Source organism: Sediminitomix flava (genome assembly GCF_003149185.1).
Lineage (GTDB): Bacteria > Bacteroidota > Bacteroidia > Cytophagales > Flammeovirgaceae > Sediminitomix > Sediminitomix flava.
In genome coordinates this window covers 932,649-954,181 of the sequence record NZ_QGDO01000003.1, presented here as the reverse complement: position 1 = coordinate 954,181, position 21,533 = coordinate 932,649, and the positions used below count along the sequence as shown (strand labels likewise).

Genomic DNA, 21,533 nt, shown 5'->3' with positions numbered 1-21,533 from the left:
TCACTACTTTGCAATTCAAATTGAATCGCGGAATTATGTCTTTTGAATTAAGAGGAAAATTAGAAGTACTATTCGACGAGCAAGTAATCTCGGAAAAATTTAAGAAACGTGAGTTTGTAGTTGTAACTGCTGATATGTACCCACAGTACATCAAGATGCAAGCTACTCAAGATAGATGTTCATTGCTTGACCAATTTAAAGTAGGTGATGAAATTCAGGTAAGCTTTGATCTTAAAGGTAGACCTTTTACAAATCGTGAAGGACAAACAATGTATTTCACAAATGTAGAAGCGTGGAGAATTACTGCTCCTCAAGCAGCACAACCACAAGGCGGACAAGCATTCCCTCAACAAGGAGGTTATAATGCAGCTCCAATGGGTGGAAATACTCCTCCACCTCCACCGCCTCCAGTTGGAAATGATGATGACGAAGACGCATTACCATTCTAGTCTAAAAAAGGATTTACATAAAAGATCACTCATGTAGTGATCTTTTTTTTTTACTAAAAAGAAAGTAAATTCCTTAGACAAAACTACTTACCTATGAAAACCCAAATAACAATTACATTACTAGCTACGATCTTGTTTTCTCCTTTCTCAATTTTAGCCCAAGCCTACGACCATTGGGGAACACCCATCCCTCAATGGGAAATAGTCAATGGAAAAAAAGAATTACTAGAAGGTAAATGCCCCAATATCTCTGCTCAGGGCGATAGTCTACTTCTGATTAGAGATCATCAATTATTTATATATAAAAAGACAAAGCCAAATACGTGGACCAAAGCAATTCAGCTCAAAACTTCTCAAGAAGTCCAAAATGTCTTCTGGTCTCATGATGGTCATATAATTCTTTTCTCTGCTCAAACTCAGAATAACAACTCTGATATATTTGAAATTGAAAAAAACAACGATGAATGGTCTACAGCCTATCCTTTAAGAGCACCACTCAATAGTTCCGAGTATGAAAGCTCACCTACTCTATCTGCGGACGGAAAGACACTCTTTTTTTGCAGAACTACAAATCAAGACTTAGAGAATTGCTTCGAAGTATATTCTGCAAGACAAACAAATGGAAAATGGGGAAACATTCGAAAACTCAACATCCCTGCAGTTAGTTTTGGTAAAGGAATTAAGCTTTGTGAACCATATCTTACTACTGATCCTAGTTTGAAAAGACTCTACTTTAGCGAATTCCCTTCCGATATAGAGTTGGGAGATAATGTGAGTATTGGAATCTTTAATTGTGATCTTTCAAATACGGGGAAATGGAATAAGCCCAAATTGATTATGGATTTACATAGTGAAGAAAATTCCACTTTCTTGAGTATGACTCAAAATAGAATTCATGCTGTTTTTTCTAGGAATGAAGATATTTGGGTACCTGATCAACCTATGCCGTGGTTTGTTTATGCTGTAGACAATTATGGCCCTTTGCTAAAAGAAAAAGGTGTTGACACAGCTCATGAAATGCATATTCTCGGAGATATTACTTTTAAAAGTAGCTCATACTTATTGGAGAAAGAAATATTTCCAATTTTGGATCGAATATCTGAAGCAGCAAAACGACAAGAATTAACAGAATTGATTATACGTGCTCATACAGATGACGTAGGCACAGCAGAAAAAAACCTAGCTCTTTCTGAGAAAAGAGGAATTGCAGTCAAAAACTATTTAGTGAAAAATGGTATAGCTTCTGATCTCATAAAAGTAAACCCATTCGGAGAAACTAATCCACTTTTCCCAAATGATTCTGAAGAATATAGGAGTAAAAATAGAAGGATTGAAATTGAGTTTATTAAATAAAAAAAATGCTGTTCTAGTTAAGAACAGCATTTTCTAGTATATAATATTTTTCTTAATCTTTTTTCAAGACAGTAGCAGAAGCTTGTGCAGTAGGAAATACTAAAAGATCAGCAATATTTACGTGATATGGTCTAGAAACGATAAAATAGATGATATCAGCAATATCTTCAGGTTTTAGAGGCTCATAACCTGTGTAAACTCCTTTCGCCCTTACAGTATCCCCTTTAAATCTGACTTCTGAAAATTCAGTTTCAACCAATCCAGGGTGAACAGCTCCTACTTTAATTCCATGTGCGTTCAAATCAATCCTCATTCCTTGAGTAAGCGCATCTACGGCATGCTTTGAAGCACAATAGACATTCCCATTGGGATAAACCTCTTTTCCAGCTATAGAACCTATATTAATGATATGTCCAGAAGATTTCTCAATCATAGACGGAATAACTGCTTTTGAAACATATAAAAGTCCCTTTACATTTATATCCATCATTTTATCCCAATCATCAATATCTCCATCTTGAATAGAAGATAAACCATGAGCATTACCCGCATTATTGATCAAGATATCGATTTGTTTCCAGTCTTGAGGAAGGTTTTCGAATACCTCATTTACTTTTTCACGGTCACTAACATCAAACTCAAGCGTTAAAACTTCTGTCTGTTCACCTAGTTCTTTTTTTAATTCATCTAACCTATCAGTTCTCCTTCCTGTAAGAATCAAACGAATTCCATTTTTAGCAAATTCTTGTGCAGTAGCTCTTCCAATACCAGACGTAGCTCCAGTAATTAATGCTGTTTTGGTCATAAAGGCTTTAAAATTAAAAAACATGTATCCAATTCATAAGAATTGAATACATGTCTATTATGAATTAAACAATATATCTTCTACCACTTGTGGGTAATATTTATGCTCTAGTCTCAATACTTTTTTAGCAACCTCTTCAGGAGATTCAGTTTGGTCAAGTAAGCATGAAGCTTGGAGAATGTGCGCTCCTTCATCATAAGCTTGATTACAATAGTGAATTGTAATTCCGCTTTCTTTTTCTTTAGCCTCCACAACAGCTCTGTGAACATTTATCCCATACATTCCCTTACCTCCATATTTTGGCAATAACGCAGGGTGAATATTCACAATTTTGTTTGGATAAGCTTCTACTAGATCTGATGGAATTAGCCATAAAAAGCCAGCTAAAACAATGAGATCAGCACCAAATTCTATAAGTTTTTGCTTAACTTCTCCAGTTTCGTTGAAAGCCTTTCTACCAAAATAATAGCTTGGTACTCCCAAACGCTCTGCTCTATCAAAAACTTTCGCTTCCTTATTATTTGCTATAATGATAAAAGAAGCATTTATATTATTATCTCTAAAGTATTGGATAATATTCTCTGCATTACTTCCACTCCCCGAAGCAAGAATCGCAACTTTTTTCTCTGACACGTTCGTTTGTGATTTTAGTGTTTCAACTTCAGCCCAAAGTTCGTAAATCATAGTGAAAATAAAACACTGAAGCCTTCTTTTAAGTCAAAAGTTTCTAATAGATAGCTAATTTTAGTTTTTTAGACTCTAAAAAGAATAGATAGTCATTTATTTATTAGACTTTATATCGTTTTATTTTCAGTAGTTCAATTCAATAGAAGAGAAAAAATTGTTTTAACTATATTTCGCACATTGATGCACCTTCGGAGGTATTCTCAACGTTTAGTACGCAAATCAACTACTAAAACATTTTATGAGAAAACTCTTTTTATCCTTTCTGTGTCTACTTCCACTTAGCTTGTGGGCACAAGACAAACCAAATATTTTAGTGATTTGGGGGGATGACATTGGACAATCCAATATATCTGCATACACAAGAGGATTAGTAGGTTATGAAACTCCAAACATTGATCGTATTGCAAAAGAAGGTATGATTTTCACTGATTATTATGGTGAGCAAAGTTGTACCGCAGGTCGTTCTTCATTCATTACAGGTCAAAGTGTATTTCGAACAGGGCTTAGTAAAGTAGGTTTGCCTGGTGCTGACCTTGGTCTAAGAGCTGAAGACCCAACTATTGCAGAAATGCTAAAACCTTTGGGTTATGCGACAGGTCAGTTTGGTAAAAACCACCTTGGAGACAAAGATGAGTTCCTACCTACAAATCATGGTTTCGATGAATTCTTAGGAAATCTGTACCACTTAAATGCGGAAGAAGAACCAGAATTAGAAGACTACCCTAAAGACCCTAAATTTAAGGAAAAGTTTGGTCCAAGAGGTGTAATTAAATCATCTGCTGATGGACCAGTAAAAGATACGGGACCATTGACCCGTAAACGAATGGAAACTATCGATGATGAGACTGTAGCTGCAGCGAAAGACTTCATCAGAAGACATCACAAATCTGGTACTCCTTGGTTTGTATGGTGGAATGGTACTCGTATGCACTTTAGAACTCACGTTAAGAAAGAGCATAGAGGTATTTCAGGTCAGAATGAATATGGTGATGGTATGGTTGAGCATGATATGCATGTCGGAGAGCTGTTAGAGTTGCTTGATGAACTAGGAATTGCGGACAATACAATTGTATTCTATAGTACAGACAACGGACCTCACAAAAACACTTGGCCTGATGCAGCTTTAAGCCCATTTAGAGGTGAAAAAAACACAAACTGGGAAGGTGGCTGGAGAGTTCCAGCTATGGTGAAATGGCCCGGAACAATTAAACCTGGTTCAGTTTCAAATGAAATTGTACACCACATGGACTGGTTCCCTACTTTCTTAGCTGCTGCTGGTGAAAACGATATCAAAGGGAAATTACTTGACGGCTATCAAGTAGGTGATAAAACTTTTAAAGTTCACCTAGATGGTTATAACATCTTACCTTATTTCCAAGGAAAAGAGAAAGAGAGCCCAAGAAAAGAAATCTTCTATTTCTCAGATGATGGAGACTTAACCGCTCTAAGATATGATGATTGGAAAATGGTATTTATGGAACAGCGCATGTATGGTACTTTAGGTGTATGGGCAAATCCATTTACTCCTCTTCGTGTACCATTAATGTTCAACCTTCGTCAAGATCCATATGAGCAAGCCAATCTAACATCTAATACGTATTATGATTGGCTAATAGATCATGTATTTTATTTAGTACCTGCTCAACAATATGTGGGTAAATTCTTATCGACTTTCAGAGATTATCCACCTCGTCAGAAAGCTGCTTCCTTCAGTTTGGATCAGGTCATGGAAAAACTCCAAAAGGATCTCGATTAATTTTATTGAATAGAAAAGCCCTTAGTTAGCAAACTAAGGGCTATTTTTTTTAAGAAAGTATTTTTTGTATTTCGGGGCAAAGTCTATCGATATCCCCCGCTCCTATTGTGACTACCAACTTCGGTTTTTCTTCTTCAACAATTTTCAAAGCTTCTTCTTTTGAAACTAAAGCTTTTTTAGAAGTAATATTCTTTAAAAGCATTTCTGAAGTAACGCCTTCAATTGGTAACTCTCTGGCAGGGTAAATATCCAATAGTAGTAACCTATCTGCTATTGAGAGACTCTTAGAAAATTCTTCTGCAAAATCTCGGGTACGAGAAAATAGATGAGGCTGAAAAATGGCAACTAATTCTTTTTTGGGATACATATTTTTTACTGAAGACAAAAATGCTTCAACTTCAGTCGGGTGATGGGCATAATCATCTATATAAATGTGTTGATCTGTTTTCAACCAATATTCGAAACGCCTTTTAACCCCCTTGAAACTTGCTAAACCTTCTTTAATCTGTGTTGCACTCAAACCTTGATTTAAAGCTGCTATTGTTGCTGCTGTAGCATTAAGTACATTATGATAACCCGGAATAAGCATTGTGATATCTTCAATCACAGTTTTACCATACTGCAAGTCGAAAATATATTGCCCTTCTTCAATTCTGATATTTTTAATCACAAAATCATTGGATGTCGCTTCTCCATAGCTTTGATGAATTACACCATCAACTTTACTTCTTAACCCTACTTTTTCATGGACAATCAGTTGATCCCCTTCTTCCAACTTATCAATATACATTTGGAAAGAATCAATCAGATAAGCTTCCGAACCATAGATATCTAAATGATCGGCTTCAACAGAGGTGATAATTTCCATTTTTGGAGAAAGTCTCAAGAAAGAACGATCATACTCATCAGCTTCAACCACAACCGTAGATTGTTCTTCATTGGCTGATGGAAGAATAAGATTTGAATTATAATTGGTAGCAATACCACCTAAAAATGCCGTCATATTTTCTCCAGCATGATGAAGAATATGGGCAAGCATTGAAGAAGTCGTGGTCTTTCCATGAGTTCCAGCTACACCAATAGTTGCCAATGATCTAGAAATCAGCCCAAGTACTTCTGATCTTTTTAGAAGTGGAATTCGGCTATCCTTGAAGAAATTCAATTCTGAATGATCATTTGGAATAGCTGGGGTGAAAATTGCTAAACACGATTCAGGCTTGTCATTAAAAACCTGATCAATATTTGAAAGTTCGTCTGTAAAATGAATGGAAATTCCTTCAGCCTCCAAAGAATCTGTTAGTGGGGTTTGGGTTTTGTCGTATCCGCAAACATTTTTTCCATGTAGGTTAAACCACCTTGCCAAGGCACTCATTCCTATTCCTCCAATCCCTACAAAAAATACATTTTCGATCTGCTTTAAATCGACATTTTGAAAATCCATAAATTTCAATTTAGACGTTTTAGCTTTTAATAATTATACAAGTTTATAACAGTTCAGCTTGAAACACAAAAAAAGCCCTACAACAAATGTAGAGCTTCTCTTTTTCAGTTAGAAAGAATTACTTCAATCGGTCAACAACTTCTTCAATTGTAAGAAGCTCTTGTTCTCCTGAGATCATATTTTTAAGCGTCATTTTACCTTCTGCAATTTCATTGCTACCAGCCATAATCACATACGCAATCCCTTTGTTATTTGCATAGGTCATTTGCTTCTTCATTTTAGCTGATTGAGGATAAATTTCTGCTGAAATTTCATTATTTCTCAAAGTCTGAAGATGTGGTAAACAGAATGTTTGAGATTCAATATCAAAGTTTACAAACATCACTTTAGTAGACTCCATTGCGTTGTTTGGATAAAGGTCTAGCTCTTCCAAAACATCATAAAGTCTATCAACCCCAAATGAAAAACCTACACCAGACATTCCTTCTAAACCGAATACACCTGTCAAGTTATCGTAGCGTCCACCTCCACTTACAGAACCGATAGACACGTTATTTACTTTAACCTCGAAGATTGCCCCTGTATAGTAAGATAAACCTCTGGCTAGAGTTACATCAAAGTCCAAGAATTTATTATCCTTTCCGAATGCTTTTACATACTCAAAGACTTCAGCCATTTCTTCCACACCTTTCATTGCTGTTTCAGAGCTCGCCAATGTATCTTTTAATTGAGAAAGTACTTCTTCATAAGAGCCTTTAATTTGTAGAATTCCTTGAAGCTTCTCTACTGCTTCTTGAGAAAATCCTCTCTCTATTAATTCTTCATTTACTTTCTCTTGACCAATTTTATCAAGTTTATCGATAGCTACGCAAAGCTCAGTTTCTTTACCTGCCTCGCCAATCGCTTCAGTAATACCTGTTAAAATTTTACGGTTATTGATCTTGATATTGTAATCTGAGATTCCAAATTTCTCAAATACTTCATTGATCATTGCTACAATTTCTGCCTCACAAATCAATGAATCTGTACCTACAACATCTGCATCACATTGGTAGAACTCTCTATAACGCCCTCTTTGTGGACGGTCAGCTCTCCAAACAGGTTGCATCTGATATCTTTTAAATGGGAATGACAAAGTTCCTCTATTCATTACTACGTATCTAGCAAAAGGAACAGTAAGGTCATAACGCAAACCACGGTCACAGATCTTTGAAGAAAGATGCTTTGAACCCTTCTCAATATCTTCAGGTTTAGCCTTACTCAAATAATCACCCGAATTCAAAATACGGAATAACAATTGATCTCCTTCATCTCCATATTTACCTGTAAGTACAGATAAATTTTCCATAGAAGGTGTTTCTAAAGGCTGAAAACCGAAACGTTTGAAAGTTTCCTTGATCGTATCCATAATATACGTTCTCTTGAGCATTTGCTCAGGTCCAAAGTCTCGTGTTCCTTTCGGAATACCAGGTTTTTGCGCTGCCATTTATATAAATTTTAAAAGATTGTATTCTAGAATGAGGGACAAAAATAAGAAAAACAGGATTTAATTCATCCTAAATCTTAACAATAATCCTCAAAGAAAATAGTATGACCAAAAAAGGCTGATACTTCTGAAAGTATCAGCCTTTTAAGGAAAAAACTTAAAATAACGACGTGTTCAAACTTCGTTACTAATTCTGCCTCACGGCAGTAGATGTATCTAGTTGGATAGCTCTGAACTATTCAGCAGCAACAACCTCAACTGCGATCTCGTGAGATACTTCTTTGTGAAGAGCTAGCTCAGCTTTATAAGAACCGATCATTCTAACTTCCTCAGTGAAAGAGATTTTCTTACGATCTACATCGAATCCTTTCTCTTTCAAAGTTTCAGAGATTTGAAGAGGAGTAACTGCTCCAAAGATTTTACCACTTTCACCAGCTTTTGCACTAATAGTAATAGTCAATTCACCGATTGAAGTTGCTAAATCTACAGCATCCTGTTTGATTTTCTCAGCTTTGTGTGCTGCTTGTCTGATGTTCTCAGCAAGCACTTTTTTATTCGCTTCTGTAGCTAAGTGTGCGAATCCTTGAGGGATTAGGTAGTTTCTACCGTAACCAGCCTTTACAGTTACAATATCGTTTTTGAAACCTAGGCCCTTGATATCCTCTTTAAGAATTACTTCCATTGTAATTTTTAATTTTTTAATTAAACCTTGGAATGGGCTCTGCTATCTTTCGACAGCTTACGCCGGGATGTTTTTCAGCCCAGCAAATTCCGAGAATTACGGAGGTCAATAAGATTACTTAAGACCGTCTGCTACGTAAGGAAGCAAAGCGATTTGTCTCGCTCTCTTCACAGCTTTAGCAACTCTTTTTTGGAATTTCAAGCTAGTACCAGTGATTCTTCTTGGCAAGATTTTACCTTGCTCGTTCAAGAACTTCAACAAGAAGTCAGGATCTTTATAATCCACGTACTTGATTCTGTGCTTCTGGAATCGGCAGTACTTCTTTCTGTTTTCCTGTCTGTTTACAGGTTCGTTCATTAGAGTCATTACGCTACCTCCTCAGTTTTAGTTTCAGATTTTTTACCAAGACCGTTTCTTCTTCTCTCATTGTACTCTACACCGTATTTGTCTAGAGATACTGTCAAGAAACGAAGTACACGTTCGTCACGTTTCAATTCAAGCTCAAACTTAGCAATCACTTCAGGACTTGCTTTAAACTCGAATAATTGGTAGAAACCAGTAGATTTCTTCTCGATTGGATAAGCCAATTTTCTTAGACCCCAATCTTCAGAGTGGTATACATCTGCTCCGCTGTCCTTCAACAAACTAGAAAACTTGTCGACAGCTTCCTTTATCTGCTCTTCAGATAAAACGGGACTAATGATGAAAACCGCCTCGTAATTTTTAACTTTCATTCTTTGAAAATTTGAATTACCTATTAAATATATAATTACAAAACCTTCATTTGAAGATTTTGAGATCGCAAATATACAAACTCTTCTCATAAATGCCTAATCATCTTAAGAAATTCAAGACAATTAGATTCATTAAGAGAAGAACTTGTTTTGATTATTTAATGATTATCAAATAGATAAAGGGGCAATATTTTAAATGAATTGTTTCGCAACAACCAGATTCTTATTGTTCCCTTCTTTCCAATCATAAAAACCATAACCAGATTTAGCACCCAAGTGTCCTGCTGTCACCATATTGACCAATAAAGGAGCTGGAGCATATTTATCATCTCCTAGCCCATCCTGCAGTACTCTCATGATAGAAAGGCACACATCCAAACCAATGAAATCAGCGAGTTGTAATGGCCCCATAGGATGTGCCATCCCCAATTTCATTATTCCATCAATCTCATTTACACCTGCTACCCCATTTTGTAATGAAAGAATTGCTTCATTGATCATTGGCATCAGAATTCTGTTTGCCACAAAACCAGGATAGTCATTAGCAGGTAACGGAATTTTACCAATTTGCTCAGACAAACTCACAACTGTCTCTGTTGTCTCTTTCAAAGTGAGATATCCATTAATCACCTCTACAAGTTTCATCATTGGCACAGGATTCATAAAGTGCATTCCAATCACTTTTTCAGGACGAGATGTTACCGCACCTATTTTTGTGATTGAAATCGATGAAGTGTTTGTAGCTAAAATAGCCTCTTTAGGAGCTGCTTTATCAATGTCTTTAAAAATAGAAAGCTTTATGTCTACATTTTCGGTAGCTGCTTCAATTACAAGACCTACATCAGCTACTCCCTCCTCTAGTTTTGTAAACGTCGTGATATTTTGAAGCGTCTTATTCTTAACTGCTTCATCAATTTTTTCTTTCTTGATTAACCTGTCAAGGTTATTTGAAATAGTAGAGATTGCCCTATCCAATGCATCAGCAGAAATGTCAATTAGGTTTACTTCGAAGTTGTTTTGTGCAAAAACATGGGCAATACCATTTCCCATTGTTCCTGATCCGATAACAGCTATTTTTTTCATTTTAGTAGTTTTCGTGGTTTATTGGTTAGAAAAAAATATAGTGTAATTTATACAATACCTAAAAACAATAATATCCTAAATCCGATTGAATAGCAAATCAATTGGATTTAGGATATGAAATAAGAACTAGATTTTGTTAGTACTTTTCTAATTTAAAAATAAGTGAATCACCTTTTTTAATGATGATATGAACTTCATCAGAATTAAATTGGTAACGTTCATCAGTTATTAGTTCTTTTACCTTTTTATTCCCCATCCCTTCGAGTTTGATCTTTATGGTCTGAGCAATTTGGTAATTCGTATTGGAAACAATCAGATAGGTCTGATTCTGATGCCAAGGATCAAATCTTTCAAAAGCGATAACATCTTCTCCTTCTTGCTGTATATCTACTACTCTAAACGACAACTCATTTCCAACCAAATGATTTTTCATCTCCTCAGTTTTGAAGAACTGCTCTCTAATTTCCAGAACCTTTTGGATGTAAGGAACTATATTAGTTGTATTGTCCCAATCATAAGAGCTTCTATAGAATAATGCGAGATTCTTCTTACCATATTTCTCAGTTTCTTCTTCTGTAAAATTCAGCCCTGTGTTTACAGGTTTTCTTTCTAGAATTTCAAAACCTGAATGAATAAATGGAATTGAACTCGGCATAAAACAACTAACCATCCAACATAACTTTGAATGCTGAACTCCTCCTCTTTTGACTGTTCGGGGTGTATTATGCGTTTCTGATGTTCCAAAAAATGGTAGAGGCAACTTTTCACCACTTTTATAAATGACATCTTTTATTCCACCATTTACATAAGCATTTCCTGTAACTCTCCATTCGAAACCTAAAGTAGCATTAAAACCAGCCATTCTACTATTAGGATCTATATCAAAGTTTTCTTCGCAAAAAGCAAAATCAGGGTCAATACTTCTAGCTTTATCAATTACCTCAGTCATCAATGGTTTTGGCAAGGCATGTCCCATATCCATCATAACTCCATCTATGCCAAAGGTTTCTTGATAGTGTGGTATTACTCCAACCAACTTATCCCACAAAGGTCTGTTTACATTCTTCGGATGACTTAAAACAGGATCATAATATCTAATTGTATTATAAGCCATATAATTAAAATCATTTTCAGAATCTGAGTATGGAAAATCATACATTCTCAAATAAGTCACATCACTCCAAGCTGGCTGGATATCATCTGGTGGCCAATCTGCGAATGCTCCAGGTATTACTAATTTCCCATCTTCAGTTTCGGCTACATATTTATTTCCCTCCTTTTTTATTTGTTCAGGACTTGGTGGCTTAGAGAAAATATTTCGATAAGTCTTATTCGGAGCATGATAAACTCCTTTTCCTTCAGGGACTAATTTAATTTCCTCTAAATCATCCTCACTAAATTCAGGACTTTTAAAAGTTGAAACCTCTCCTTGCTTAATCCAGTAAAACCATTCTGGATTTGTTTTAATCCAATCCCCATCAAGCGCTGAGGTTCTAAGCACAAACTCTAGCATCACTCGGAATCCCATTATATGAGCAGCTTCCACAAATGCTTTAAACTGTAAAACCACATCCTTACCAACAATTGGATCTGCTAAGCTCTGATCTAACTCATATGGGTTTCTAATTGCGTAAGGAGAGCCTAAATCTCCCTTATTTCCATCTTTTCCTATACTTGTAATTGGGAGGAAATAGATCGTATTACACCCTAAGGACTTGATATAAGGTAACATTGCTATACACTTCAAGAATGTACCTGTCTCCCTAACACCATTTTCATTTAATGATAAATCTATATCTGAACTGCCTATAAAGCCATCATGATCGTGGTCGTAAGCAGTCGTTAGTCGTGGAAATAAATTATAGATAACAGATTTATAGGTCCAATCCCCTCCTATTCCATGATGCTGATTTTGTATTTTTGAAATAGATTGAGCATAGTTAATTCCATCATCTGACTTACCGAGAATATCCTCTATCAGATTTTCATAGAAAGAATAAGCTTCCACTTTGGTAGGATTAGGTTTAGAATTTGAGTCTATCCAAAGTGATGGTATATAATAATCTATAGACTTATGTATTTTCTTTTCTTCTTTCAGCTTTTTTAGTAAGCTCTTTAAGGCACTATTTTCCATGACTAGCAAATCATAATCTTATTATTTAAACACACTATTCTTGGGTGGCGTACAATTTTATTTAAATACAAATCAACGGAAGACTTTGGTGAAAAAAGATGATCTAGGTAATTATTTTACTTTTGTATCCGAATGAATGTAATTATTCATAGAGATATTCAATAGTTAATGTAACTTGAAATAAATATTAAGTTTTTCTTCTATCAGCTTGGTTTTATTTTACATGTAATGTATTTTTGCTTATAAACTAAATCAGGTAATTTATGTCTGCTTTCTAAGGCCTCATATAATTACACATGCAAAATCTTACAAACTGTTATGCAATTAGAAGAGGAAATCAAACAAAAGAAATTCAAAGACAATAGATCTAAAGCACTCTTAAACATACTATTTACTTCAAGTTGGATAAATGGAATGTCTTTAAATCTATTAAAGCCTTATGGAATTTCGCCCCAACAATATAATATCCTTCGAATCTTAAAAGGTAGCTATCCAGATCGTTTATCAGTTCATTCAATTAAAGAACGAATGATCGATAAAACACCAAATGTTACCCGTTTAGTAGATCGCCTTCTGGATAAAGAGTTAGTTACGAGAGAACGTTGTACGAGTGATCGAAGAATGGTCTTCGTCTCAATTAATGAGAAAGGTCTTGAGTTTATGGAAACCTTGAATAAGGTTATGGAACAGAATGATAATATTATGGAAGACCTTACCGAGGAAGAAGCAGAACAACTAAGTATGTTATTAGATAAGGTAAGAGCCAAAAAATATAAATAAATATTTAGCGAATAGAGATATAACTATTCGCTTTTTTTATGCTTCATCTAAGTTTTTCGACAAAAGACTCTAATAATATTTACAATTATTTATCAATGCATTATATTTGTCTTTTATGTATCCATTAGAAACTAAATCTTTTTAAGCGTTGAAAAAACTACTTATTTCTCTGATCTGTCTCTTGATTCTTTCATCTTGTGCTCCACAAGTAGTTTATGTGGCTAGCGATAACTACTATAGAGACATGTCTGACTTGAGCTACTATGAATTTACTATGAAATGTTCTTCTCCAAAACCTAGAAAAAAATAATTGGTGCAAAGAATATATTAGAAATCAAAAAAGCCGAATACATACTTTAGAAATGTATTCGGCTTTTTTATAAGATGTGTCAATCTATTTGACAGGACAACCTTTGTTTAGAGTAGAGCCTTTGTCATAAGGACATTCATCAATATGGTCTCCTACCAAATCTCCATCAGAGTCAATACAGCCCCAATACTTCACTTCTCCAAACTTTGTCGGGCATTTGTCATAAATATCTGCAACTCCATCTTTATCGGTATCAGGGCAACCATTTGTTTCTACAGTTCCTTTTTCATCGATACAGTCATCCATATGATCAGCTACCCCATCTTGATCAAGATCTGGACATCCATTGTTTTTAGCCTCTCCAAAATCATATGGACACTGATCTACCGTATCAGATACACCATCTTTATCATAGTCTGGACATCCAAAAGAATCTAATGAACCTTCCAACTCAGGGCATTTATCCCATTTGTCGGCCACTCCATCCAAATCAATATCTGGACAACCTCCAGTTGAAATGAACCCTGCTTCTAGAGGACAATAGTCTCTTTTATCAGTGATACCATCTGCATCCCTATCCAAAGATGTATTAAAATTGAAAGTGTTTGGGTAGTTGAAAGAGATAAGTAATAGAAAAAAGATAGTAATAGCTGGTAATACAATTTGCTTGTTTCGTAACATAGGTATATTAGGTTAGTTATTAGGTTGATGCAATACACACAATGTTTCAAAAAAGCATATCATCACTCATCACAAATCAGTTATTTTTCTTCCTATAAAAACAGAATACATTCAATTATTCTAAATCGAAGCTTATTCCCTGGGGTTTTTCATATGAGAACTAACTCACGTAATACTTTCTACAAAACTGAGAAAAAAACACCTAAAACCACTAAATACTAGCAAATTACCTCTCCCGTAAAATCATCATTTTTGTACTAAACTAACCACTTGTTGTAAAAATATCAGCTCCTTGAACAGAAGCAAAAATGTCTGTGTTCCAAAGGAAACGTAAGCCAAAAACATTACTTGACTCATTAAACTTCGAATAACAATTAAAGCTAACTATAAAACTAAGCAACTATTATTTATTAACACTTGTACTAATGAACAAACCAATTAAAAAAATGAATAGGCTTAAGCTAGGCTTATTCACTTTGGCCCTCTGCCTAATAGGGTTAAATGTAAAAGCTCAAGACCCGTCTGATGAAGACTGTGACACAGGATTATATCTAGTCACAAACGCTGTTACAGACAAGGGTGCTGATTATGCTCCATTTATAAAATTCCCTGGTGATCATGGGATATTCTTCTTCAACCTTTTCGGTAAAAACACAAAGTTCTTCTTTGATGACGCTTTCTTATTTACACTAAATGAGGACGGTATTCTTCAAGGAACAGGTTTTTTTGAGGAATCTCCATTCACTGAAGAAGTAGGTAATTGTCAATGGGAAATGACTTTCATCTTAGAAAAATTTGATGAAGGTATCGCTAAAATCGAAACCAAAGGTGATTTTCAAACAAGTGTTGAAGATGGTTGGGAGTATTGGATTGTAACCTCAGGAACAGGAACTGCATTAGATGAAAATGGAGAACCAAAAGATGATGCAAAACGATTTGAATTCGGTCCTGTTATGGGAGGTGATGGTCCTTACCAAGTACAAATAGGTCAAAATGCAAACGGAAAGAACGATAGATTTGGTGCTTCTTCTTGGTTTGACTGGACACTACTCAATGCTGATGGAAGTCCATGTGGTGAAGGACAAGGAGACTTTAATGTAGATTTAGAATGTATTGGAAGAATTTTACCAGAATTCTGCCCAAGCCCAATCACTCCATTGCAAGCTCAAGTCCTAGAAGAAAATGGTCAGAAAGATGCTCAAATAGGTGACGTTATGTTCAATATCAGAAATGCGGCAACGGTAACTGATTTGGACAAATCAAAAGCTAAATTCCCATCAATTGCACCTAATGCTCATGGTATTTATCTATTCAATTTTAAAGGTAAGGAACCACTTAGACTTCTTTTTAAAGATGGCGCAACCTTAACAGATCGAATCACAGGTGAGATTATCATTCAAGGTGAAGCAGAATCTTTATGTGATGAATATTTTGATAAAACCTTTGAAATTTGTCTAACATTAGATGAATTCCCAGAGGGAGTTGCTAAAAACGAAACAAAACTTAGTGGTCAAGAACTCGCTGATGTTATAGCTGGATGGGACCTTTATAAGGTAACCCAAGGTACAATCATCTGTAAAGAGAATGGAGTTGAGACAGGGCAAATTATGATCATGGCAAATGAAAGTAGTCCATATCAGGCTCAACTTGGATATTGTGCTGCCAATGGTAAGAATGACAACTTAGGACTAAGTAGTTGGTTCCATTATAAAGAAAACATCACTAACGATGGAGGTGCTTTTGGGCCAATCAAAAAAGGTGATATCAATATTGACATTCTTTGTCCTCTGATTAATAGACCAAAAATTGAGGCAGAAGTAATTGAGAAGTGTATTGACCCGAATGGGGGACGAATTATCCTTGAAATTCTTAATGGTACGCCAGAATACTTCATCTCTTACAGAGAAGTAGGAAGTGATGAAGAGGTTATGGTAGAAACAACTAGTGATACAGAAGTTATTATTGCTAACCTTCCTATCGGTGAGTACATTATCAAAATCAGTGACAAGGCTGGAACAATTCAGACTTTCACAGAAGAGATTTCACAAGATCTACCATCATGTGTATTAGGCGATGAACCTGATGATGAGCCAGAGGTTGTTTCTATATTCGGTGATTTCTGTAATGAAGGAAGTGAAGATGATGACACCATTCAAGATGAAGATGAATTGGTATTGTTCATCGAAAATGCCGTAACACTGACTGATGAAGATTTCCAAAAAGTCAGATTCCCTTCTGTAGCACCTCGCTCACATGGAATTTACTTATTCAACTTCTTTGAAGGAAGTGACACTTCACTTTTAGGGGGTAAAGATCTTCGCTTAAACTTCTCGATAAATCCTGTACCAACACTTACAGTAAAAGATGATGGAAGTGTACTTATCGAAGGTGAAATGATAAGTGTAGACTTTGGAGATAAACGATTCGAAGCTAGTATTACTTTAGAAAGATGTGAGGACTGTGAATTCAAAAATGAGCTTAAATCACAATCTGAATTTGATTTACTATCGGCTGATTGGGAGGCTTATAAAATTGTAGAAGGTACGATTTCTTGCCCAGATTTTGGAGATATTCAGATCAAGGCTGATGATGACATAGAGCAAGCTCAAGTAGGTTTCGGGGCAAATGGCAAAAACTGTAACTTCGGACTGAGTAGCTGGTTCAAATACAAGCATAACATCAACAGACAAAATGGTTACTCATCTTATAAAAAGGGAGATATCAATATAGACATTGTATGTCCTTTAGTTAGAGGTATTTCAGGTTTCTCTGCAAGTGCTGAAACAGTATGTGTACAAGACGATATATATGAAATTGGAAAAGTGATCATCTTCATTGGAGATGAAGGAACTCCAGACTTCTCCGTCTTCTACTCGAATACAGATAAGAGTATTGAGGAAAACTTCCAAACTTCAGATAACTTGATTGAAGTTTGTGACCTACCATTCGATACTTACGAGTTTGTAATCATTGATAAAAATGGAGCTGCAGGTTCATTTACAGATACAATAGATGAATTAGATCCTCCATGTGATCCTGCACCAGCACCTCCTATCTGTTATGATTACAGTCTGAACCTATGTAAAGAGACAAGTTTCACTGATCTAACTGATCTCGCTACTTTTATCTCTAACTTAGGTCAAGCTGGAAACACCAATGGACAAGCAGTAAATCACCCAATGGTACCAGACCCAGATAATTCTACTCTAGAAATCTGTGATGATGGAACGGCTAAATTAACTGCTGATGTAGAATTCTGTGGAAGAAATTGGTGTCTGACAGTCTGCTTCGAGCATGATGACTTTGAAGAATTTGAAAGTAATGATGAGTTTGCTGATGACGGACGAAGCATTAACAGATTAGTCTGTAAAGATTGCCCTGAAAATGGTGTAGACATGAATGTTTACTTGACAGATGTAGAACTGGAAGTATGTCATGATCCAATGCTAAATATTGGTAAAATGACCTTCAACTGGAATGCACCTCAGTTAGCTCAATACGCTGGAAGCTTCCCGACATTTGGAACAGCAGGAATTTGTACCAAATTGAAACCGCTATTCGATCCAATAGTAGAAGAAGAGTGTACAAATGCTATGAGTGATAATGGAGTTCTACTTGAAAGTATCGACCCAATCTTGAAAACAGCAATCTTTGATGGTAATACACAAAAATGTTTAGTAGATCCATTAAGTGCTATTTATGTGGTAAGTCAGTCTCAGCAAATTCAAGCAACAATTTGTGACAAAGATTTCACTTTTGACCTTGGAAACATGTCAGGATGTAGTATCCCTGATGCTGAGATTTGCCAATGGGATATGATGAACCCAACGTCAACAGGAACTACCCAACTATCGGTCTTCCCTAACCCTAACAAAGGTATATTTAAATTGAATGCCATTGGACAAGAGGGATTGATAGAGGTCATGAATACTGAAGGTAAAGTAATCTACGAATCATTCTTCAATTCTTATTTAGATGAAGAACTTGATTTATCCGAATATGGAAATGGAATGTATATAATTCGAACAACCACTCCTGATGGACAAACCAAAGTGACACGAATGCTTCTTTCTAAGTAATCAAATGTTACTAACTTTTTAAGAAACTACGCCCTGCTCATTTAAATAAATGGCAGGGCGTTTCTTTATTTCTAATAAATGGAAATCAATTATGATTGCCCATTATAAAGTTTTTCATAATACTGATAAGCCATACGATTAGAATCGAAGTAAGGCAATACATCACGCATACTGTTCTTCATCATCGTAACCCACTCTTCAGGTCTATCATAATACATTGGAAGGATTTGGTGCTCCAATGTGTCAAGAAGGTGATTCATATCATGCTCATCTTGTTCGAAAACAGGTCTGCTCAAGTCAGGTCTAGGGATAACAAAAGCATTTTCACCATTTGCAAATTCTGGAATCCAACCATCATCAGTTGAGAAGTTGATCGCTCCATTCATTGATGCTGTCATACCAGAAGTACCTGAAGCTTCTCTTGGTACTCTAGGGTTGTTCAACCAAATATCAGCTCCTTGCTTCAGCTTTCTAGAAAGTTTCAACTCATAACCTACCAATACAGTACAGTTATGGTATTTTTTAGTTAAATGAACCAAGTGGTTGAATACGCTAATAGCACCCAAATCTTGAGGGTAAGGTTTTCCTGCCCAAATGATTTGTACTTTTTTATCTGTGTTACTGATGATTCTTTCGAAACGCTCTCTATCTTCTGTGATAAGATCAGCACGCTTATAGGCAGCAAACCTTCTTGCCCAAACAATAGTCAAAGCATCAGGATCAAGTAGGTTACCTGTTTGATCAGCAACTGTCTCAAATAATTTAGCTTTTAAATATTTTTTACGAGCAACAAGCTTATCGTCCTCATTACGCTCCATATATCTGTAAAGTGCCTCATCAGCCCAATACTTTCTGTTTTGAGCATTTGTAATTGAGATAATTGGACAGATGTTGTCATATTTACCCCACATCTCTCTAGAAACTTCACCATGTAAAGCCGACACCCCATTTGATAAACGAGACATACGAAGAGCTACTAAAGAGTGACTAAATTCCGAAGTATTTAAGCCTGCCAATTGTTTTACCTCTTCAACAGTCAAACCGCAGAAGTAACCTAACTTATAAAGTAGATTAATATCATGCTTTTCGTTACCAGCTTCTTCTGGAGTATGCGTTGTAAATACCAAACGCTTTTTAACTTCATCTAAGCTCTTGTACTTAGAATAAAGATGGAAAGCAGCAGGAAGAGCATGAGCTTCATTCAAGTGATAAACTTCAGCACCATATTCCAACTCATCAAGAAGTTTTGCTCCACCTACTCCCAAAAGAATATATTGCGCAATCTTAGCTTGTTGATCGGCATCGTATAGTCTATGACAGATCGACTGTGCTAAATAATCATTTTCTGGAAGGTCTGTACTCAAGAAGAACATAGGTACTGTATCAAACACCTCAGGTGCCAAATACTTAGCAGTAACCCAAACTGGATGACCGTGAACCTCTATTGTAAATTTGATATTTGTATCTTCTAGGAAACTATAGATTTTCTCTTGGAAAAGAGCATCCATTGACTGATCACCTTTTCTAACTTGGTCATAGTAACCATATTTCCATAGTACCCCGATACCGATTAGGTTTTGCTTTAATTCGTATGCACTTCTCATGTGAGAACCGGCTAAGAATCCTAGACCACCTGAATAGATTTTAAATGGCTGGTCAATTGCAAATTCCATACTGAAATAAACAGCTCTTTTTTTATACTTCGGGTCGTAAGCGTATGGATGCTTATAATTTTTGTCAAAAAGTTTCATGCTTGACTTTGTGATTACTTTAGATTATAACTTTTGATGATTAAAGTCTTTAATATTTCAAGATTATCATCTTTGATTTTGATGAACTTTAAATGGTTTTTAGAAAACATTTAAAAAGTTCGACACACGACTCAAATAAACAAATATTTTGGAAAGAAGAAAAATCAAGAAATATTTCTTGGTACATTCTATTATTCCCATAGATATCGTGTTATTTGCATAAAAAAAGGATATGGCGTTAATCAGTAAGAAAAAATTAATTTATCCCATTAATGAAAAGCTTCATTTTTATCTAAAAAAATACAATAGGGTTTCTCCTATACATATACATTATACAGACCTATTGAGGTACACCAACAGTATACCTCTTTACGATAAAAATGATGAAGATACTCTATGGATTACAGTCTTTTACAATCATGAAGATATGTTCCATATTCATGAGAGTCTAAAAAAGATATATGCAAACTTAAAGGCAGACGGGCATATGGATATTATGTCCCATTTATATATTGATAGAATTGATCTTTGTACATACGGTAATACTAAACCATTTAGAGTTAGAATAGTAAACCAATTCAACGATAACTTCGATTATTTTTATGTCAAACAAGCTGATGCTTCAAGGGTTTACGGTTTAGAATTAGAGGATCTACTTTCGCCGAATAAAGTTTCTTATATGGTTCATGAGCAAACTCTCATTGAAGAACATATAGCGGGTATTCCTGGCGATCAGTTTATTGCTACAAAAATTGGGGATAGCACTTTAAATAAAACGCGTCTTATCAAGGAATTTGTAAAATTTAATGAACGATGTTTTATTCGATTATTAGGTGATATGCATACTTCTAATTTTGTGGTAGTCGAGGTTCCTGATTTTGATGATGTTAGTTACAGATTAAGAGCAATTGACTTTGATCAGCAATCTTATGAAGGAAAAAGATCGGTATATCTTCCTCAATATTTCAAGCAAAATAATCCTTTCGTAGAATTAGGTATTGGAAGAATTACACCTCAAACACTAAAGCAATATCAAATAGAAGAACGTTCTATGGTTGGGCATAGAATAATGGCTTCACATTACATTCTGAATGATTTGATAGATACAATGAAGTCCGACAGAATTGCACCTCGCGAAAATGTTTTTCAATTAAGGAATGCTTTATACAGATACTACAAGGATTCTTTATTCCTTAAGTGTGATAATATGGGTGAAATACTAGAAGAAAGCTTACATCACCTCTTGAGAGTTTTGAATATTGGAAAGACCAATTTTGTTTTGAAAAAGTAATAAAAAACGCCTTTATCTTACACGATAAAGG

Annotated in this window: 17 protein-coding genes; 6 read left to right on the top strand and 11 right to left on the bottom strand. The window is 35.4% G+C overall.

From position 1 onward, the window contains the following. Positions 1 to 35 precede the first annotated feature (35 nt). Together BC781_RS15390 and BC781_RS15385 are read left to right on the top strand one after the other, a co-directional pair. On the top strand, positions 36 to 449 hold the full coding sequence (locus tag BC781_RS15390) for a DUF3127 domain-containing protein (RefSeq protein ID WP_146201705.1): 414 nt from the start codon (positions 36 to 38) through the stop codon (positions 447 to 449). A 93-nt stretch (positions 450 to 542) separates the two neighbouring features. After that, complete coding sequence (locus BC781_RS15385) at positions 543 to 1,802, top strand: OmpA family protein (protein WP_109619317.1); 1,260 nt, start codon at positions 543 to 545, stop codon at positions 1,800 to 1,802. Between the two features lie 52 nt (positions 1,803 to 1,854). On the opposite strand, the gene BC781_RS15380 is transcribed toward BC781_RS15385, so the two are convergent. Both BC781_RS15380 and purN read right to left on the bottom strand, forming a co-directional pair. Continuing rightward, the gene (locus tag BC781_RS15380; RefSeq protein ID WP_109619420.1) at positions 1,855 to 2,607 is read right to left on the bottom strand and encodes an SDR family NAD(P)-dependent oxidoreductase; all 753 of its coding nucleotides are present in this window, start codon (positions 2,605 to 2,607) and stop codon (positions 1,855 to 1,857) included. A 57-nt stretch (positions 2,608 to 2,664) separates the two neighbouring features. After that, the gene (gene purN, locus BC781_RS15375; RefSeq protein ID WP_109619315.1) at positions 2,665 to 3,291 is read right to left on the bottom strand and encodes a phosphoribosylglycinamide formyltransferase; all 627 of its coding nucleotides are present in this window, start codon (positions 3,289 to 3,291) and stop codon (positions 2,665 to 2,667) included. 241 nt (positions 3,292 to 3,532) lie between these two features. Between purN and BC781_RS15370 the strand changes: the two genes are divergently transcribed. Beyond that, the gene (locus tag BC781_RS15370) at positions 3,533 to 5,050 is read left to right on the top strand and encodes an arylsulfatase (protein WP_109619313.1); all 1,518 of its coding nucleotides are present in this window, start codon (positions 3,533 to 3,535) and stop codon (positions 5,048 to 5,050) included. A 49-nt stretch (positions 5,051 to 5,099) separates the two neighbouring features. On the opposite strand, the gene murC is transcribed toward BC781_RS15370, so the two are convergent. The 7 genes from murC to BC781_RS15335 all read right to left on the bottom strand — a co-directional run bounded on the left by murC (position 5,100) and on the right by BC781_RS15335 (position 12,610). Beyond that, entirely contained in the window at positions 5,100 to 6,491 is a 1,392-nt protein-coding gene (gene murC / locus BC781_RS15365; protein WP_109619311.1) for a UDP-N-acetylmuramate--L-alanine ligase, read from the bottom strand. 118 nt (positions 6,492 to 6,609) lie between these two features. Beyond that, positions 6,610 to 7,977 (bottom strand): histidine--tRNA ligase, encoded by a 1,368-nt coding sequence (gene hisS, locus BC781_RS15360; RefSeq protein WP_109619308.1) that lies wholly within the window; start codon positions 7,975 to 7,977, stop codon positions 6,610 to 6,612. Between the two features lie 235 nt (positions 7,978 to 8,212). After that, positions 8,213 to 8,659: a 50S ribosomal protein L9 gene (gene rplI, locus BC781_RS15355; RefSeq protein ID WP_109619306.1), complete on the bottom strand. Its 447-nt coding sequence runs from the start codon at positions 8,657 to 8,659 to the stop codon at positions 8,213 to 8,215. 114 nt (positions 8,660 to 8,773) lie between these two features. Then, on the bottom strand, positions 8,774 to 9,025 hold the full coding sequence (rpsR, locus tag BC781_RS15350) for a 30S ribosomal protein S18 (RefSeq protein WP_109619304.1): 252 nt from the start codon (positions 9,023 to 9,025) through the stop codon (positions 8,774 to 8,776). After that, positions 9,025 to 9,393: a 30S ribosomal protein S6 gene (rpsF, locus tag BC781_RS15345; protein WP_109619418.1), complete on the bottom strand. Its 369-nt coding sequence runs from the start codon at positions 9,391 to 9,393 to the stop codon at positions 9,025 to 9,027. Before rpsF ends, rpsR begins: the two co-directional genes overlap by 1 nt. A 192-nt stretch (positions 9,394 to 9,585) precedes the next feature. Beyond that, on the bottom strand, positions 9,586 to 10,476 hold the full coding sequence (locus BC781_RS15340) for a 3-hydroxyacyl-CoA dehydrogenase family protein (RefSeq protein WP_109619301.1): 891 nt from the start codon (positions 10,474 to 10,476) through the stop codon (positions 9,586 to 9,588). 136 nt (positions 10,477 to 10,612) lie between these two features. Continuing rightward, complete coding sequence (locus BC781_RS15335) at positions 10,613 to 12,610, bottom strand: alpha-amylase family protein (RefSeq protein WP_109619300.1); 1,998 nt, start codon at positions 12,608 to 12,610, stop codon at positions 10,613 to 10,615. Positions 12,611 to 12,928: 318 nt separating this feature from the next. On the opposite strand from BC781_RS15335, the gene BC781_RS15330 reads away from it, so the two are divergent. Further along, positions 12,929 to 13,390, top strand: coding sequence for a MarR family winged helix-turn-helix transcriptional regulator (locus BC781_RS15330; protein WP_109619298.1), 462 nt, complete (start codon positions 12,929 to 12,931; stop codon positions 13,388 to 13,390). 394 nt (positions 13,391 to 13,784) lie between these two features. On the opposite strand, the gene BC781_RS15325 is transcribed toward BC781_RS15330, so the two are convergent. Beyond that, positions 13,785 to 14,381, bottom strand: a complete 597-nt coding sequence (locus tag BC781_RS15325; protein WP_109619296.1) for a thrombospondin type 3 repeat-containing protein — start codon at positions 14,379 to 14,381, stop codon at positions 13,785 to 13,787. 446 nt (positions 14,382 to 14,827) lie between these two features. Here BC781_RS15325 and BC781_RS15320 point away from each other — a divergent pair, with 446 nt between their 5' ends. Further along, positions 14,828 to 18,460 (top strand): T9SS type A sorting domain-containing protein, encoded by a 3,633-nt coding sequence (locus BC781_RS15320; RefSeq protein ID WP_158281496.1) that lies wholly within the window; start codon positions 14,828 to 14,830, stop codon positions 18,458 to 18,460. 89 nt (positions 18,461 to 18,549) lie between these two features. On the opposite strand, the gene glgP is transcribed toward BC781_RS15320, so the two are convergent. Continuing rightward, positions 18,550 to 20,211: an alpha-glucan family phosphorylase gene (gene glgP, locus BC781_RS15315; protein ID WP_109619291.1), complete on the bottom strand. Its 1,662-nt coding sequence runs from the start codon at positions 20,209 to 20,211 to the stop codon at positions 18,550 to 18,552. A 232-nt stretch (positions 20,212 to 20,443) separates the two neighbouring features. On the opposite strand from glgP, the gene BC781_RS15310 reads away from it, so the two are divergent. Next, positions 20,444 to 21,502 carry a hypothetical protein gene (locus tag BC781_RS15310; protein WP_109619289.1) on the top strand — a complete coding sequence of 353 codons (1,059 nt, stop codon included), beginning with the start codon at positions 20,444 to 20,446 and terminating at the stop codon, positions 21,500 to 21,502. The last annotated feature ends 31 nt before the right edge of the window (positions 21,503 to 21,533 follow it).